The sequence below is a fragment of the Rhizobium sp. PRIMUS64 genome, from assembly GCF_023006465.1.
In the GTDB taxonomy this organism is placed as follows: Bacteria; Pseudomonadota; Alphaproteobacteria; order Rhizobiales; family Rhizobiaceae; genus Rhizobium; species Rhizobium leguminosarum.
This window is the reverse complement of record NZ_JALBGX010000001.1, coordinates 293,395-309,442: the sequence shown is the minus strand read 5'-3', so window position 1 is coordinate 309,442 and position 16,048 is coordinate 293,395. Positions and strand designations below refer to the sequence as shown.

Genomic DNA, 16,048 nt, shown 5'->3' with positions numbered 1-16,048 from the left:
TGATCGTTGCGATAAGCTGAGGTTATGAAGAACCTTACCCTGAAACAGCTACGTTATTTTGAAGCACTGGCCAGAGATGGCCGCTTCCGACGCGCTGCCGACGCCTGTGCGATCTCCCAGCCGGCATTGTCAATGCAAATCAAAGAACTTGAGCAAGAGTTGGGCGGTGAGCTTTTCGAGCGTAATGCGCGTGAGGTGAAGCTGACCGCCTTCGGTCAGACCGTGGCTCTCAGGATCCGCGATATACTGCGTGGCGTGGATGAGTTGGCGGAGCTGGCGCGGACCTCGCGCGATCCCTTCCTGACGCGGCTGCGCATCGGCATCATCCCAACGATTGCACCCTATCTGTTGCCAGCGATCATCAACGATCTGAACAGGAGCTTTGCCGGTATCCAAATCGAGGTGCGCGAGACGCAGACGTCGAAGCTGGTTCAGGAGTTGGCGCAAGGCCAGCTGGACACTGCAATCGTTGCTTTGCCCGTGTCCGAACCCTCCTTAACCGAGCACGAGCTCTTCAAGGAAGAGTTTGTACTGGTCCGGCGGCCCGAAGACGAGGGCAAGCCGGTGCCCGAACGCGAGGCGCTGCGCGAAATGCGGTTGCTGCTGCTTGAGGAAGGCCATTGCTTTCGCGATCAGGCCTTGTCGTTCTGCAAGATAGGGCCGGCCCGGCCCCGGGAAGTCATGGAAGGCAGCTCTTTATCCACTCTGGTTCAGATGGTCAGCGCCGGTATTGGCATCACCCTGATTCCGGAGATGGCTGTTCCTCTCGAAACGCGCTCGGCGCATGTTTCGATTTCGCGCTTCCAGTCTCCGCAGCCGTCGCGAACGATCGGAATGATTTGGCGCCATTCGACGCCCATGGCCAAGCAGCTCGTGCAGGTTTCCGAGGCCGTTCGCCGCTCGGCCGACAGCATGCGCGAACAGTATGTCGCGCGGTGATGGACCTGGTATTGCCTCGCCTCAGGATCGCCGCTTGAACGTATGCTCCGTGGCCGGAAACTGTCGCGACCGGACCTCGCCGGCATAAGCGGCGGCGGCGGCCGAAATCCTCTTGCCGAGTTCGTCGTAGCGCTTGACGAAACGCGGGATGAAATCGTTGAAGAGCCCCAGAATGTCGTCGGAGACCAGAACCTGACCGTCGCAGGCGGAAGAGGCGCCGATACCGATGGTCGGGATGTGCATGGCGCCGGTCACCTCGCGGGCGAGCGGCTCTACCGTGCCCTCGATGACGACGGCAAAGGCGCCGGAGCCGCCGATGGCATGAGCGTCGCGCCGGATCTTCGACGTCTCGTGTTCGGAATGACCGACAGAACGATAGCCGCCTGCGGTTTGGACCTGCTGTGGCATCAGACCGATATGCCCCATGACCGGGACCCCCCGCTTGGTCAGAAAGGCGATGGTCTCGGCCATCTCCTCGCCGCCCTCGAGCTTGATGGCATCGCAGCCGGTTTCCTGCAGGATGCGGACAGCGTTGCGGAAGGCGATCTCCTTCGATTCCTGGTAGGTGCCGAACGGCATGTCGACAACGACGCAGGCCTTGTCGACGCCGCGCATCACCGCCTTGCCGTGGGCGATCATCATGTCGAGCGTGACGCCGATGGTGGACTCCATGCCATAGAGCACCATGCCGAGCGAATCCCCGACCAGCAAGAGGTCGCAATGTTCGTCAAGCAGCCGCGCCATGGGCGTCGTATAGGCGGTCAGGCAGACGATCGGCTTGCCGCCCTTCATGGCTGAAATGCGCGCTGGTGTCAGGCGCTTCTGAATTCCGGCCGCGCTCATCTGGTCACTCCCTTTCCCGGCAAGCCCCGCCCGCCGATAACCCGGTTGCTCCCGGCAACTCGGTTGTCGACAACAACCCTGTTGTCGAGAAGCCGTGTCGAGCCGACCCGAACGAAAAGCGCCACGACGACAGGCTCTGCGATCGACGTCACCGGCTGCAGCGTCGAGGCATCCCTGACGGCGACGACCTCGGGCTTTGCCAGAGATTCGCGACTAAGAAACGCCGTGAGCCTTGCCTCGAGTTCCGCCGGATCGGCAAGGCCGCCGGCGACCAGGCGCTCCGCCTCGTCAAGGGTCTGAGGGACAATCACCGCGGCACGCCGCTCCGCCTCGCTGAGATAGACGTTGCGCGACGACAATGCGAGGCCGTCGCTATCCCTGACCGTCGGCACGGATATCACGCGCACCGGCACGGCCAGATCGTCCACCATGCGCTTGATGATGACGACCTGCTGGTAATCCTTTTCTCCGAAATAGGCGGTCTGCGGCTGGACGATGTTGAAAAGCTTGCAGACGACAGTGGCGACGCCGGCAAAATGTCCGGGCCGGACCGCCCCTTCGAGTTCGCGGCCGAGATCGGGAACGTCGACGACAGCAAGCATCGGGCGAGGATACATATCCTCAACGCCGGGCGAAAAGAGGAAATTGACGCCGGCTTGCCTCAGCATGGTGGCATCGCGCTCCAGATCGCGCGGATATTTGCTGAGGTCTTCCGCCGGGCCGAACTGCAGCGGATTGACGAAAATCGAGACGACGACGATGTCGTTTTCGGCGCGAGCGCGCGAGACGAGCTCCATATGACCGGCGTGGAGATAGCCCATCGTCGGGACGAGGCCGACGGTCCGACCCTGCCGCCTCAGCGCATCGAGCGTATGGCGCAGCTCGTCAATGCTCGAGAAAACCCGCATATATCCTCCCCCGGCCGGTCACTCCATCTTGGGCGCGGATATGAAGTGTAATCGATGTGGCAGGTCAATGCATATTTCTCGATAAAAACGATTAGATGCAAATGGCAGCCGACGACACCATGCTCCATTAGCTCTGGGAAACGGCATTTCGCCACACGGCTCCCGCGCTGCGTTCGCAGGCTTGCAGTGGAACCGACGATGTGCGACTTCCGTTGCTCACCCTGTCCGTCAAGATACTATCACAGTCGGTCGCTATGGACGTTACATGGAGGACGCATGGACAAGCCCTGGAAGATCAGCCGCGGACCGATTGCGGCAACCGAGCTCGACGTGGAGAAGGCAAACGCGATCAGCACGTTGCTGATCCGGCCAGTCGGCGTCCTTCCGGCCAAGGCGGGAGATCCGGTCCTCCCTTTTGCCGTCGGCCTTTTCAATGAACTCCGACCGCTCCTGAAGCCCGATGCCGGCGTCACGACGCTGCGGCGGGCGACCGCTGCCTATGTCCACTGCCGGCGCTACTATTTTGCCAGCGCCCAGCCCGATTCCATGCGCCACGGCCTTGACGGCGAACCCGTCGAACCACTGTCGTCCGAAGACCGGATGGTCGCGCAAAAACGCTTCCTGAGCGTCAAGCAGACCACCGGCAAAGCCGACGCGCCAGAGCCGACACCACCGGTTCCTCCTACCTCGTTGAGCAAAAGCGAACAGATCCGCGCAGCCCTCCTCGGCAAGAGAAGCGCCGTCAGCTAGAGCGGGGATGAGGTTTGCTCAAACAAGCTACCTTGAAGTCGTTTGCAGTTTGCCGCGTGATGGTGCGGAGAACTTTTCCAGTTTGCATAGATCGTTTCGCTGGTTCCAGCTGGTCGATCTCCTCAAAGCCTCATATCTCGACATTTGCTCGGCTCGTTCCTGAGTGCGCCAAGCAAGGCCGGAACCGTGGTCGTCATTCTGAAGGGCAATAGTTGGAGCCTGATATTGTCTTTCGAGGCGATCAATATCCGCGAGCGTCACGTTGGCCCCCCAAACTTTCGTGTGTAACTCAGGTATTGATTGCTTTACATAGATTTAACGTAATGACGCTAATTTTAGCATAATCCAGAACCAAGTTCGGACTTGCTAGAACGATGCGTTTCCTGATTGCAGCCTCCTTACTCGCATTGACCGTCGTCCAGCCTGGCGCGGCCGCCGATCTTTCCGCGTATAAGCGGCCGCTGACAGTCCCTTTCGAGGGCGTGACGGCCTACTCCCCTCAACTGGCGACGCTCGGCAAGATGCTGTTCTTCGACCCGCGGCTTTCCGGCAACAAGAACATGACCTGCGCCAGCTGTCATAACCCTTCCTTCGGCTTCGAGACACCGGTGACGACGCCGATCGGCGCGGCCAATACCGCGCTCGCGCGCCAGGCGCCGACGGTCCTGAATGTTGCCTGGGTCTCGCCCTTCTTCTGGGATGGCCGCGCGCCGAACCTGGAGGAGCAAGCGGCAGGTCCGATTACGGCTGCCGCGGAAATGAACGGCAAGCTCGACACCGCCGTGACCGAAATGCAAGGTATACCTGATTACAAGAAGTGGTTCGACGAGGTATTCCCTGACAAGGGAGTCACCAAGGAGACGATGCTGACGGCGATCGCCACCTATGAGCGGACAGTGGTTTCCAACTGGTCGCCCTTCGACCGCTGGGTGGACGGCGACGAGAAGGCGGTCTCCGACAGCGCCAAACGGGGCTTCGAGCTGTTCACCGGCGCCGCCGGCTGTTCCTCCTGCCACACAGGCTGGAACTTCACCGACAACAAGTTCCATGACATCGGCTTGCCGAGCGACGATATCGGCCGCTACAAGATCGATGCGAGCAGCCCTGACAACAAATATGCCTTCAAGACGCCCGGCCTGCGCAACACGCTCTACCGTGGCCCCTATATGCATGACGGCAGCCTGAAGAGCATGGATGAGGTGATCGTCCATTATGAAAGCGGCGGCGTCAGCCGTCCGTCCCTTGATCGGGCGATGTCTCCCTTCCTGCTGACGGACCAGGAGAACAAAGATCTGATCGCGTTCTTGGGAACTCTGACCGCCGAAAAGCAAGACATCCCCCTGCCGACGCTGCCGAACTGAGGTGCAGGCAATGAAACTCTCCATACGCATGCAGATTCTCGCTCCGATGGTGGTCACGATCATCGTCGGCTTCGGCAGCGCATTCCTGATCGGCTACCAGGCGATCCTCGGCCAGACCCAGGTCGCTGCGGTGGTGCAGCAGGCGGTGAACGCCAAGATAGCCTCGGCCCATATCGAACAGCAGTTCAAGGAAGCCACTTCCGTGGTGGACCGGGTGCTGTCGATGACGAATTTCGTCCCGGCGGCCGAGATCAAGGCCGGGTTCGAAGAGAGCAACGGCGCGCTGGTGCAGTCGCTCGATAAGCTTGGCAGCGTCGATCTCGCCGGTTCGCTGACCGAGGGCGTCCGGTCGCTCCGCCAGGCCCATGATGCCTGGGAAAAGGACGTCAGGATCAGTCTCGGGCTGCAGCAAGCGGACGAAGTCCCGACGGCCGAGAAGCTGGCGCGCTCGCAGCAGGCGATCCTTACCGGCATTGCCGCCGTCAACACGATCGTCGACAAAATAGCAACCGAGAGCGTCGCCGCCGCGGGCAGCGCGTTGGAATCGAAGATCGAAATCGAATTGGCATTGGGGGCCATTGCCGCGATCGTTGGCCTCGGCATTCTCATCGCCATCGCCCGGCATGTGTCGCGCCCGATCCAGCGCATCACCCAATCCATGCAGGAACTCGCAGCCGGTGAGACGGATAAGGTGATCCCCTATGCGGGGCGTCGCGACGAAATCGGCCTGATGGCCGGTTCGGTGGAAGTCTTCCGTCAGAATGCCATCGCCCGCGGCCAACTCGAAAGCGAGGCCGAGGAGAACCGTCGCCTGGCGGAAGCAAACCGCCTGGCGGACCAGGAGCAGGCGGAGCTGAGCGCGGCGGAACGGCTGACGGTCGCCACATCAGGCCTTGCCGCCGGCCTGAAGCGGCTCGCCCAGGGCGATCTCGCCTTCAAGCTTGCGGATGCGTTTGCGCCGGAATTCGAGCCGCTGAGGCATGATTTCAACGCCTCCGTCAAGCAACTCGGCGATACGCTTCTTTCCGTTTCCGAAAGCGTTTCGATCATCAATTCAGGCACTCGCGAAATCAGCAACGGCTCCAACGAACTCTCCGGCCGCACCGAACGGCAGGCGGCGACGCTCGAACAGACCGCCGCGGCGCTGAACGCCGTTACCGCCAAGGTCACGGAAGCTTTCGAGATCGCCAAAGAGGCTCGCAGCGTCGCCGACGACGCCAACCGCAGCGCCATGGCTTCGGGCAAGGTGGTGGCCCAGACGGTCGAGGCCATGGATCAGATCCAGGAATCCTCCAAGCAGATCAACAACATCATCGGCGTCATCGATCAGATTGCCTTCCAGACCAATTTGTTGGCGCTCAATGCCGGTGTGGAGGCCGCCCGGGCCGGCGAAGCCGGCAAAGGTTTCGCCGTTGTCGCCCAGGAAGTGCGCGAACTTGCGCAACGCTCGGCCCAAGCCGCCAAAGAGATCAAGGACCTGATCGGGCGGGCATCCGCCAACGTCGCCAGCGGCGTTGAACTGGTCAGCCACACCGGCGCAGCGCTTGGCGATATCGGCCGCTTCATTGCCGATATCAATCAGCGCATGGAAGCGCTGGCGGCCTCGGCGCGCGAACAGGCGACGAACCTGTCGGAGGTCAATTCGGCAATGGTCCAGCTCGACCAGGTGACCCAGCAGAACGCCTCGATGGTGGAGGAAACCACAGCCGCCAGCATCACGCTCGCCAGCGAGGCCGAGCGCCTGCGCGAACTGGTCACGCAGTTCGAATTGGGCAGGACACGGCCCGACACCCGAACGTATCGCGACGCAGCCTGAACCGAGCGCGGAAAACCGACCGTGAAGGACTGAGAGTTTCGGGGCCGGGGGCGCGGAAAACGCGCCCCCGGCTGGCGCCGGCCGAAGGGGAGGGGGCAATCGGCCGGGTCAGTTCAACGGAGCTTCGCCTGATGTGATCCGCTGCTCGTCTCCGGCAAACAGATGAACCGCATCGTGGATTGGCGCAATCCTCAGCACCTCGCCGGGGGCTGCCCTGATCCGGTCCCTGAAGACGCAAGTGAGCGTCTGCGTTCCCAACCGGGCGATGAGCAGCGTTTCCGAACCCGTGGGCTCTACGACCACCGTTGTGACCTCGATGCCGCCCGGGTCCAACCGGAGATGCTCGGGACGAATGCCGTAGGTCACGGCTTCAGGCGGACGGCGCTCGCTCGGCAGGAGCAGGCCATCGGCGGTTCGAAACCCATCTTCCGTCATGTGGCCACTGATGAAATTCATCGCCGGCGAGCCGATGAATCCGGCGACGAAAAGGTTGTTCGGACGATCGTACAATTCCAACGGAGAACCCGACTGCTCGATCAGACCGTCCTTCATGACGACGATCTTGTCGGCCATGGTCATGGCTTCGATCTGGTCGTGGGTGACATAGATGGTCGTCGTCTGCAGCCGTTGATGCAATTCCTTGATCTCCGAGCGCATCTGCACCCTGAGCTTGGCATCGAGGTTCGACAGGGGTTCGTCGAAGAGAAAGACGGCCGGGTCGCGCACGATTGCCCGGCCCATCGCCACGCGCTGTCTCTGGCCGCCAGAAAGCTGCTTCGGATATCTCTCCAGGAGACTTTCGAGGCCGAGAATCTTCGCGGCGTTGCCCACCCGCTGATCGATCTCCGTCCGCGGCATTCGTTTCAGCCGCAGCGAAAAGCCCATGTTCTTTGCAACGGTCATATGCGGGTAGAGTGCGTAATTCTGGAACACCATGGCGATGTCCCGATCCTTGGGCGCAAGCTCGTTGACGATATGCTTTCCGATCTGGATCTGCCCTGAGGTAATGCCCTCCAGGCCGGCAATCATCCTCAAAAGCGTGGATTTTCCACAGCCAGAGGGGCCGACCAGAACGACGAACTCGCCGTCGCCAATGTCGACCGATACGCCTTTGATGGCTTTGAACGCGCCATAATCCTTGCGCGCATTGTTGACCGAAACATGGGCCATAACCGTCCTCCCGAAATCGCTATCAAAGTCCGCTCAGGACATTTCTCAAATAATCGAGGCCGAGGCGCTCGCCGTCTTTGCGAGCGGCTAAGTCCTTGCCCGGCCAGCCATAGGCGGCATCCTCATGTTCGATCGACAACGTGCCGTCGAAGCCAGCCGCGCGAGCCTGGCGCAGGAACCTCGGCCAATCGATGAGGCCGAGCCCCGGCAGCTTGTATTGCCACCAACCCTTGCCGTGGTAGCCGACAGCCTGCAGGCTCCCCGGATCGATTGCCGTGTCCTTGGCGTGAAGGATGGCAATACGATCCTTCACTGTCGCCATCGCCTCGTAGGGATCGACGCCAATGCGAATGAGGTGGGAGGGGTCGAATTCCAGCCCGAAGCGGGGATCGCTGATTCTCTGAAAAAGCTCCTGCCATCCTCTTGGCGTCGTTCCGATGAAATTGTCCTTCGGACCCGGCCAGTTCTCGATTGCGAAGGTCAGGCCGTAGGACTGCGTCTGCGCGATCAGGCCGTTGGCGAAATCGGCGAAATCATCATAGTTGGCTTCGTCGCTTGCGGTGTCGTCCCGGCCTGGGAAGATCACAAAGATTGGGACACCCGCTTCACCGATCGCGCCGGCAAATTCGGCGGTCTTCGCCCGAAGCGCCTCACGCTTTGCGCGGTCAGCATCCAGCTGATTGCCGAAATAGGTGATCGACGACACGAAGAGGTTGCGGCTGCGTGCGAGCGCGACGGCTGCCTCCACCCGATCGGGCGTCTTGATATGGCCGCCGACATCGATCTCGATTGCGTCGAAACCTGCCGATGCGGCGAAATCCACCACTTCCTCCAGGGGGCGATCGTTGAATGTCGAGGTGTAAAAGCCGATCTTCACCAAAATCCTCCCGTCTTCACCAAAATCCGTGGGGCCTTGCCGGCCGTTTCAACTGTTCAGGCGGTCCATATTCTTGAGCGGCGAACGTGTGCGTTGAGCAGCATCCGCCGATGCGAGCATCAGGGCTGCTGCCATCGGCATGGCCGCCGCTCCCATGGCCGAGGCATCCTCTCCGAGCGAGGCGCGATGAAGCGAGGGAAGGCTGGTGTCCTCGGCATCGAGATGCTCGTGCACGTAGCGCAGCAATTCGTCGACGATGCGGATCGGCAGTCGGCCGCCGACGAGGACGGCGTCGGGGTCGACGATCATGCCGATATGCTTGACGGCGACTGCCAGATGCGCGCTCATTTCCTTCAGCCATTGCGACACGAGGCGCCTGCCATGCGCATCCAACGTCAGGAGATCGTGCGGAACACTCACCTCGACGCCATGCTGCGCGAGGAAATCATAGAGGAAGAACAGCGAGAATATCTCGCCGAGAAGCTGGACCTTATGGGCCTTCCCGTCCCCGCCGTCGGCAATCGGAAGCCAGCCAATTTCGCCGCTGAGGCCCATGGCGCCACGATGACCGTTGCCATCGAGCACGAGGCCACCACCCGGGCATGGATTGATGGCGATGTAGAAGAAGCTGCTGCTTTCGGCACCCAGTCCATAGTCGAGTTCGGCAAGGGCGGCGGCATTGGCTTCGTTTTCGATGAAGACGGGGTGCTGCGTCAGGTTTTCCAATGCTGCGCGCACATCGAATGCTGTCCATTCCTGATAGGTCTTGGGCTTGCCGAGGAGCGAAATCTCGCCAAGCCAATCCGGCATCGCTAGACCGATGCCGGCGAGGCGCGCGTCGTCAATGAGCCGGCTGCGCTGGAAATGCGAAATCGCATCGGCCGTTAGCTGCAGGAATTCCGCCGGCAGGATGAAACGTTTCTCGTGATGCACGCGGGCGCGGACATTGCCGACGGCATCGACGGCCAGGATCGTCAGATGGTCGCGATCGATGTTGATCCCGATGGCAAAACAGGCATCCGGATTGATTTCGAGTTCGATTGCCGGCTGGCCTCTCAACCCATGCCGCCGGCGGGCTTCCATGATCAGCCCCTCGTCCAGCAGGCGATCGACGATCCGGGCGATTGCCGGTTTGGTAAAACCCGTCCGCCTGGCGATTTCGGCGCGCGAAATCGGCGCCTGGCGATGAATGCAGCGCAGAACGACCGCCCTGTTGTGCTCGCCAGCATCTTCGACATTGGCGCCGGTCAGATCCGGGGACAGCCTGGCGCCGAGTGTCTGGTTCATGCTCGAAATCCTTCCTTGCGCATAGACTGACCGCTCATCCCTTGACTGCGCCGCTGGTCATCGCACCGAGGATCAGCCGCTGGAGCGACAGGAAGGCGACGATCGCCGGAACGACCGCGATCAGGCAGGCGGCGGCAAGCAGTTGGATGGACGAGTCGGTTTGCATGCCGCGGAAGTTAAAGATGCCGACGCCGATCGGCATCAGATCATTTTTTGTGAGCAACAGAAAAGGCACCAGAAATTGCGACCAGCCGGCGATCACCGTGATGATGAAGACCGAGGCTATGCCCGGCGCCGACAATGGCAGAACGATGCGCCAGAAGACGGAAAACCTGTTGCAGCCGTCGATCATGGCCGCTTCGTCGAGGCTGCGCGGGATGCCGTCGACCGTGCTCTTCAACAGCCAGGTCGCCAGCGGAACTCCCAGCGCGATGTAGACCATGACGACGGCAAAATGCGTATCCAGCAGGCCGAGACGGTTCATGTAGCGATAGAGCGGCACCATGATGACGAGCGGCGAGATCATCTGGAAGAGAAGCAGCCCCATCATCGACAGGCCCTTGCCCCGGAATTGAAATCGGGAAAAGGCGTAAGCCGCTGGCAGTGCGACGATCAGGACGCCCAGCCCACTGAGGGCGGCAAGCTTGAGACCATTCCAGAGATAGATCGGAAAGTAGCTGTTGTTCAAAACCGTGATGAAGTTATCGATGGTGGGATTGTTTGGAATATATCGCGCCGCGCCGCGATAGATCTCGCGCTTGTCACGCATCGCCATCGACAGGAGATAGGTGAGGGGGCCGGCGAAGAACACGAACATCACCAGCATGAAGAGATAGCTCATGGCATCGCCGAGCCGCGTTCCGGTCCGTCCGCTCATTGCTCTTCCTCCTTCGGCAGGAACGACGCATAGACGAAGGCGAGCCCGAGGCTGATGATCAGCATGAGCACGGAGAGCACGCTGCCGCCGGACAGGTCGTAGTTTCTAAAGACGATATTGAAGACGTAGAGTGAGATGACCTCGGTCGCACGCCCCGGACCGCCGCCCGTCAGCGTGATGATCGCATCGAAGGTATTCACCGTCTGGATCGTGATGAGGATCATATTGACCAGGATCGCCGCACGCAGCTGCGGAAGGGTGACGAAGAAAAACTGCTGCGATGCCGTCGCGCCGTCGACCTCGGCCGCTTCATAGAGCGAGGGATCGATCGACTTCAGCGCCGCATACATGACGACCATCGAAAATGCGGTGCCGCGCCATATGTTGGAGATGAGGGTGGACCACGGCGCAATAGCAGGGTCCGAGAGCCAGGCGACGGTCGGCATGTGCATCAGCCTCAGAATGCTGTTCAGCGCGCCATAAGGCGCTTCGGAAAAGAGCATCTGCCAGATGATGCCGCCGGCAATTCCGGGCACGACCCAGGCAACCAGCGCCGTCGTTCTGAGGATGGTGGTGCCGAACAAGCCGCGCTTTTCACCGCGGATGACCACGACAGCCACCGCAAGACCTAAAATCTGCTGACCGATGACACTGCCGCCGACAAAGATCAGGGTCGCCCATAAAATGTCGGGCAGCTGCGGCGAGCTCAACGCATTGGTGATCGACCCCAGCGTATAATCCTGATTGTCGCCGATCAGCGTGGCGTTGGTGAATGAAAGTCTGAAAACGTCGATGACGGGATAAAGGTAGAAGATGCCGATGACGATGATCACGGGCATGATCCAGGGCAGGGGCGCGCCGGCAAAACGGCGCATGAACGATCTGCTTTGAGGCGGGCTGACAGCCTCGATGGCGATGGGGCTCATTAAAGCTTCTCTGTCCGGGTTTGGCTTGCGCATCGGCCCGAAAATCGGAATCGACTTTCGGAAAGCAGAATGCGTAGGTTCAAAGTGTTACAGCGTCCTTTGCGCGTATTAAAAGGCGCGCGCCGTAGGTCGACGGCGCCTGGCAGGCAGGCGCCGTCACGGTCGGAAGCACTAGAGACGCTTGTACGCCTCCAGCGCCGCGTTGAAGGCGGCATCCAAGGCGTCTTCCGGCTTTTTGGTCCCCGAGAGCACGTCGCCCATCATGATCTGGATCTGGTTGGAGATTTCGGGATAGATCGGCACACCAGGGCGCGCCTGTCCGTCGACCAGAGCCTTGGCGAAGGTCTTGTTGGCTTCGGTGGAGAAGACCTCATATTTGTCGAACAGCGATTTCCTGGTCGGCAACTGCTGCTGCAGCGCGTTTGCCGGGCCCATATAGACCTCGCGGGCGAGGTTGGCACACATCTCGACCTTGTCCTTGTCCTTGCTGAAGGAGGCGATCGTCCAGCCGCCGGTGCCGGTCGAGCGCTGATCGGCACTGGGACCGGGAATCGGCGAGAAGGTCCAGTTGTTGAACTCGTCTTCGTCGAGCGTGGCCTTCAGCTGCGCATATTGCCAGTTGCCGCCGATGAAGAGAGCTGTCGTCGCCGCTGCGGCCGCTGCATTCATATCGTCGTAATTCGCGATCGTGCTGACGCGCTTGGGCGCGGCGCCGGAATCGACGAGATCCTTGAAATAATTCAGCGCCTTCAGGAATTTCTCCTTGTTCTCGCCTTCGCCGAATACCGGCTTGCCCGAGTCGTCGACGAGCTTGCCGCCGAGCGCCCAATAATTCGCGAGCCAGTCGAACGTCGTCCCTTCCCAGCGCCCGCCATTGAAGAGAACGCCTTCCATGCCTTCCTTGGTGGAGGCGAGCGCGGCCTTTTTCAGGTCGTCCCATGTCTGCGGCGCATCCGCAACGATCGACTTGTTGCGGTAGAGCACACGAAGGTCCGTATCCCACCACCAGGCGCGGACCGTCTGGTCCTTATCGGTGATGCCGCTGCGGATGAAGGGGAACAGGTCATCCACTTCCTCCTTCGAAAAATACGGCGTGAAGTCCGCAAGCACGTGATTGACCATGAACTGCGAGAGGACGAAGGAGTCGACAGCGGCGCAATCAGGCGCGTTGCCGGCCTTGGCCTGCTCCAGCATCTTGGCCTGTTCCGTGCCGATGTCAGAGGACATGAATTGCATCTGCAATTTCCAGTCCGGATGCTTCTTGATGAAATCGACGAAGAGCTTCTGATAGCCCTCGGCGATCGCCGGATCCGAATTGTTGGGACTGTCGTTCGTCAAACGGACGACGAGGGATTTTGGCGCATCGGCAAGGCCAATCCTGTCCTTCGTGGCAAGTTCCTGGGCAAATGAAGTAGATGCTGAAAATAACATGGTGCTCAGCGCAAATACGCTGATGGTGGCGCTCTTCATGATGGGTCTCCTCCCCATTTTGAACGGATACAGCCTGGCGGTCGGTTGACCTCTCCTCATTTCCGTGCTGCATTAATTAGATTAAGTTACTTTGATTTGATGTCAAGCCACAGCTTGGGAGGCCAGAACCTGGGAGGTTGAGATGCTGGCGACAATCAACAGCAGCTAGTGCATAATTTCCGAAAATCGAGATCGATTTTCGGAAAAGGATCCGCGCCATTAACATGATGGAGCGTCCTGTCGGGCGCACGGCGCATCGACCGCAGTTTTCCTGAAACAGAGAGAAGCCGATCGCGGATGGCCGCGATGGCAGGAGTGCGATTTTGCCCGGCTGCACGCCGGAGCTCAGCTCTGACACACCCGCATCCGATAGGATGCGCTAGGGGAGGATAAGATGCGTTTACTCATTCTCGGTACCGGCGGAATGGCCAACCAGCATGCCGCCAAGTTCAAGGCGATCGAAGGCGTCAGTGTCGTGGGCGGCGTCGATATCGTCCCGGAAAGGCTCGCGGCCTTTTGCACCGAACATGGCATCGCCAACCATTTCACGACCCTTGAGGAAGCTCTCGCCTGGGGCGAATTCGACGCAGTGGCAAACGTCACGCCGGACCGCATTCACCACCCGACGACGCTGCAGGCGATCGCAGCCGGCAAGCACGTCTTCTGCGAAAAACCGCTCGCCACCGATGCGATCAAGGCCATGGAGATGACCGAAGCCATCGAGCGATCGGGCAAGGTCGGCATGGTCAATTTCACCTATCGCAACTCGCCGGCTCTCCAGAAAGGCCGGCAGATGGTGCTCGCCGGCGAAATCGGGCAAGTGCGCCATGTCGAGGCGTCGCATCTGCAAAGCTGGCTGGTCGGTCGTCATTGGGGCGACTGGAAGAGCGAAAGCAAATGGCTGTGGCGGCTGAGCAAAAAACATGGATCCAACGGCGCGCTCGGCGATATCGGAATTCACATCGTCGATTTTGCGTCCTACGGTTCAGGGCTTGACGTTGCCCATGTCTTCGCGCGGCTGAAGACCTTCGACAAGGCGCCGGGCCACAAGATCGGCGAATATGATCTTGATGCGAATGACAGCTTTACGATGAATGTCGATTTCACCAATGGGGCGATCGGGACGATCCAGGCGACGCGCACCGCGGCCGGACAGATGGATCAGCTGCGCCTCAGGGTCTACGGCGAAACCGGCTCGATCGAGATGATCTACGATACCGGAAACTCGACGTTGCGCGCCTGTCTCGGAGAAGACGTGCACACGGCGACCTGGCGTGACGTTCCCTTCGATCCGGTCGAGACCAACTACCAGCGTTTCGTCCAGGCCGTACGGGCGGGAAAGACGCAGGAACCATCATTCCGGCGGGCGGCCAATATCCAGAAAGTCCTGGACAAGGCGCTGGCTTCCGATCTTAGCCACGCCGATGAAGCACTCGGCTGAGCCGGCCATCAGGCCGAAGCAGGCGGCAGCAGCAAAGTGTTGAGGAAGGGCAGAAGGGCTGCACCGAGCGCAACGCCGCCGCCACTGAAGCTCGCGGGTTTCATCGGCGAAATCCAGGGCGTCAGCAACGGCCTCGTCGAGGTGTCGCGCCGCTCGATGGAAAGCTGATGGATCAGCGCTTCGATCACACCCTGTGGCAGATCGCTCCCGATCATGACGACGCTCGGAGCGAGGAATCCAGCCATGGCGATGATCGGGTCGAGCAGATGACCAGCGGCCTCCCGTATCCATTGCGACAGTGACGACGAGGGGAATTCTTCTCCTTGCAGCAGGCGGGTGAAGTCCTGGTCGCCGATCCGCGATCGCAGGGATTCGAAACCGACGACGGTGTTCAGCTGGACATTATCCGGGCCGGTCAGCATTTCGCCGATGCTGCCTGCCCGACCATGCACGCCGGAATAGGGAATACCGCGAATGAGAAAGCCGGCTTGAACGTCGTCGTCGATAATGATCATCGCAAGTCCGCCTTCCCTGCCAGAGCTGCCGATCGTGCGTTCGGCGAGAAGGCTCGCCGTACACTCGTTCTCGACATAGGGACGCGCGATCGTCGACATCGCGGCGATCTGATCGCTTTGATCCTGCGTCCAGTCGTTGGCGGCGATGCCAAGGCCGATGATCGGCAATGCGGCATGACGGTCGACCATATCCCTGACCGCCGCATGCACGAGGCCGACTTTGTCTGCGGGGTCCAGCTCGATATAGACCCGGTCATGGACCTGACCACTCAGATCGATGAGCACGGCCTCGCCACGCCTTTGGCGAAGCTTGACGCCGATCGAGAAAGCACCTTCCGGGCGCAAGGCAAACTCGGTAGCGGTGGCGCCTCCGCCAAGGCCATTGCGGCGGTTGGAGGTGACAAGCTTTTCCTCGGCCAGTCGGCGGAGAATATTGGTAATGCCGGGGCCGGTAAGGCCGCAATGCCGGCCAAGCTCCATCCGCGTCAACGGGCCGTGGCGGCGGATGGCTTCCAGAATGACGCGAATATTTCGATCGGCAATTTCACCGGACCGCAGACCGACTGTTTTGGCGCGCGGGGCGCCTGTGTCCTGGGTTTGAAGCCGACGCGGCCCTGATCGAAGATACCGCATAGTCGCCGTCCTTAGAGCTATACGACGCTTTTGTAACACGCCTTCGTCTGCCGCAATGAATTTCTTACGGACTTGACGGGAAATCAAAGTTACTTAATCTAAGGCTGCAGGCCTGCTTGGAGGAGAGGGCCGGGCAAATCGCGATCTTGATCGCGCCATCTTCATCTCCCCCAAACCATGACCCCGGCCCCAAAGCATGACGACAAAATTGTCAGCCGTCGATTTTCAACAGGAT

Annotated in this window: 14 protein-coding genes; 5 read left to right on the top strand and 9 right to left on the bottom strand. The window is 60.5% G+C overall.

Features of this window, described 5'->3' with window-relative positions:
* Nucleotides 1-24 precede the first annotated feature (24 nt).
* Nucleotides 25-939, top strand: coding sequence for a hydrogen peroxide-inducible genes activator (locus MOV76_RS01405; protein WP_018245487.1), 915 nt, complete (start codon nt 25-27; stop codon nt 937-939).
* Between the two features lie 21 nt (nt 940-960).
* Here MOV76_RS01405 and panB read toward each other — a convergent pair whose 3' ends face one another.
* Nucleotides 961-1,782, bottom strand: a complete 822-nt coding sequence (gene panB, locus MOV76_RS01400) for a 3-methyl-2-oxobutanoate hydroxymethyltransferase (RefSeq protein ID WP_047620097.1) — start codon at nt 1,780-1,782, stop codon at nt 961-963.
* A complete protein-coding gene (panC, locus tag MOV76_RS01395) occupies nt 1,779-2,690 on the bottom strand; it encodes a pantoate--beta-alanine ligase (RefSeq protein ID WP_168319008.1) in 912 nt (303 codons plus the stop codon). Before panC ends, panB begins: the two co-directional genes overlap by 4 nt.
* 276 nt (nt 2,691-2,966) lie before the next feature.
* Here panC and MOV76_RS01390 point away from each other — a divergent pair, with 276 nt between their 5' ends.
* The 3 genes from MOV76_RS01390 (at nt 2,967) to MOV76_RS01380 (ending at nt 6,617) form a co-directional block, all read left to right on the top strand.
* Entirely contained in the window at nt 2,967-3,440 is a 474-nt protein-coding gene (locus MOV76_RS01390) for a ProQ/FINO family protein (protein ID WP_168278769.1), read from the top strand.
* 374 nt (nt 3,441-3,814) lie between these two features.
* On the top strand, nt 3,815-4,801 hold the full coding sequence (locus MOV76_RS01385; protein ID WP_131702379.1) for a cytochrome-c peroxidase: 987 nt from the start codon (nt 3,815-3,817) through the stop codon (nt 4,799-4,801).
* Nucleotides 4,802-4,811: 10 nt separating this feature from the next.
* Nucleotides 4,812-6,617: a methyl-accepting chemotaxis protein gene (locus MOV76_RS01380; protein ID WP_247263613.1), complete on the top strand. Its 1,806-nt coding sequence runs from the start codon at nt 4,812-4,814 to the stop codon at nt 6,615-6,617.
* Nucleotides 6,618-6,725: 108 nt separating this feature from the next.
* Here the strand turns inward: MOV76_RS01380 and MOV76_RS01375 are convergent, their stop codons facing one another.
* From MOV76_RS01375 to MOV76_RS01350, 6 genes are all read right to left on the bottom strand, one after another.
* Nucleotides 6,726-7,787: an ABC transporter ATP-binding protein gene (locus MOV76_RS01375; protein WP_018516913.1), complete on the bottom strand. Its 1,062-nt coding sequence runs from the start codon at nt 7,785-7,787 to the stop codon at nt 6,726-6,728.
* Nucleotides 7,788-7,809: 22 nt separating this feature from the next.
* Complete coding sequence (locus tag MOV76_RS01370; protein WP_018444616.1) at nt 7,810-8,664, bottom strand: sugar phosphate isomerase/epimerase; 855 nt, start codon at nt 8,662-8,664, stop codon at nt 7,810-7,812.
* 48 nt (nt 8,665-8,712) lie between these two features.
* The gene (locus MOV76_RS01365) at nt 8,713-9,951 is read right to left on the bottom strand and encodes an ROK family transcriptional regulator (protein WP_018245495.1); all 1,239 of its coding nucleotides are present in this window, start codon (nt 9,949-9,951) and stop codon (nt 8,713-8,715) included.
* 34 nt (nt 9,952-9,985) lie between these two features.
* Nucleotides 9,986-10,828 (bottom strand): carbohydrate ABC transporter permease, encoded by an 843-nt coding sequence (locus MOV76_RS01360; RefSeq protein ID WP_018245496.1) that lies wholly within the window; start codon nt 10,826-10,828, stop codon nt 9,986-9,988.
* A complete protein-coding gene (locus tag MOV76_RS01355) occupies nt 10,825-11,754 on the bottom strand; it encodes a carbohydrate ABC transporter permease (RefSeq protein WP_018245497.1) in 930 nt (309 codons plus the stop codon). The genes MOV76_RS01360 and MOV76_RS01355 overlap by 4 nt, the downstream gene beginning before the upstream one ends.
* Before the next feature lie 171 nt (nt 11,755-11,925).
* The gene (locus tag MOV76_RS01350; RefSeq protein ID WP_026188676.1) at nt 11,926-13,224 is read right to left on the bottom strand and encodes an extracellular solute-binding protein; all 1,299 of its coding nucleotides are present in this window, start codon (nt 13,222-13,224) and stop codon (nt 11,926-11,928) included.
* A gap of 394 nt (nt 13,225-13,618) precedes the next feature.
* Between MOV76_RS01350 and MOV76_RS01345 the strand changes: the two genes are divergently transcribed.
* Nucleotides 13,619-14,665: a Gfo/Idh/MocA family protein gene (locus MOV76_RS01345; protein ID WP_210069233.1), complete on the top strand. Its 1,047-nt coding sequence runs from the start codon at nt 13,619-13,621 to the stop codon at nt 14,663-14,665.
* 8 nt (nt 14,666-14,673) lie between these two features.
* Here the strand turns inward: MOV76_RS01345 and MOV76_RS01340 are convergent, their stop codons facing one another.
* The gene (locus MOV76_RS01340; protein ID WP_018245500.1) at nt 14,674-15,813 is read right to left on the bottom strand and encodes an ROK family transcriptional regulator; all 1,140 of its coding nucleotides are present in this window, start codon (nt 15,811-15,813) and stop codon (nt 14,674-14,676) included.
* Nucleotides 15,814-16,048: the final 235 nt, after the last annotated feature.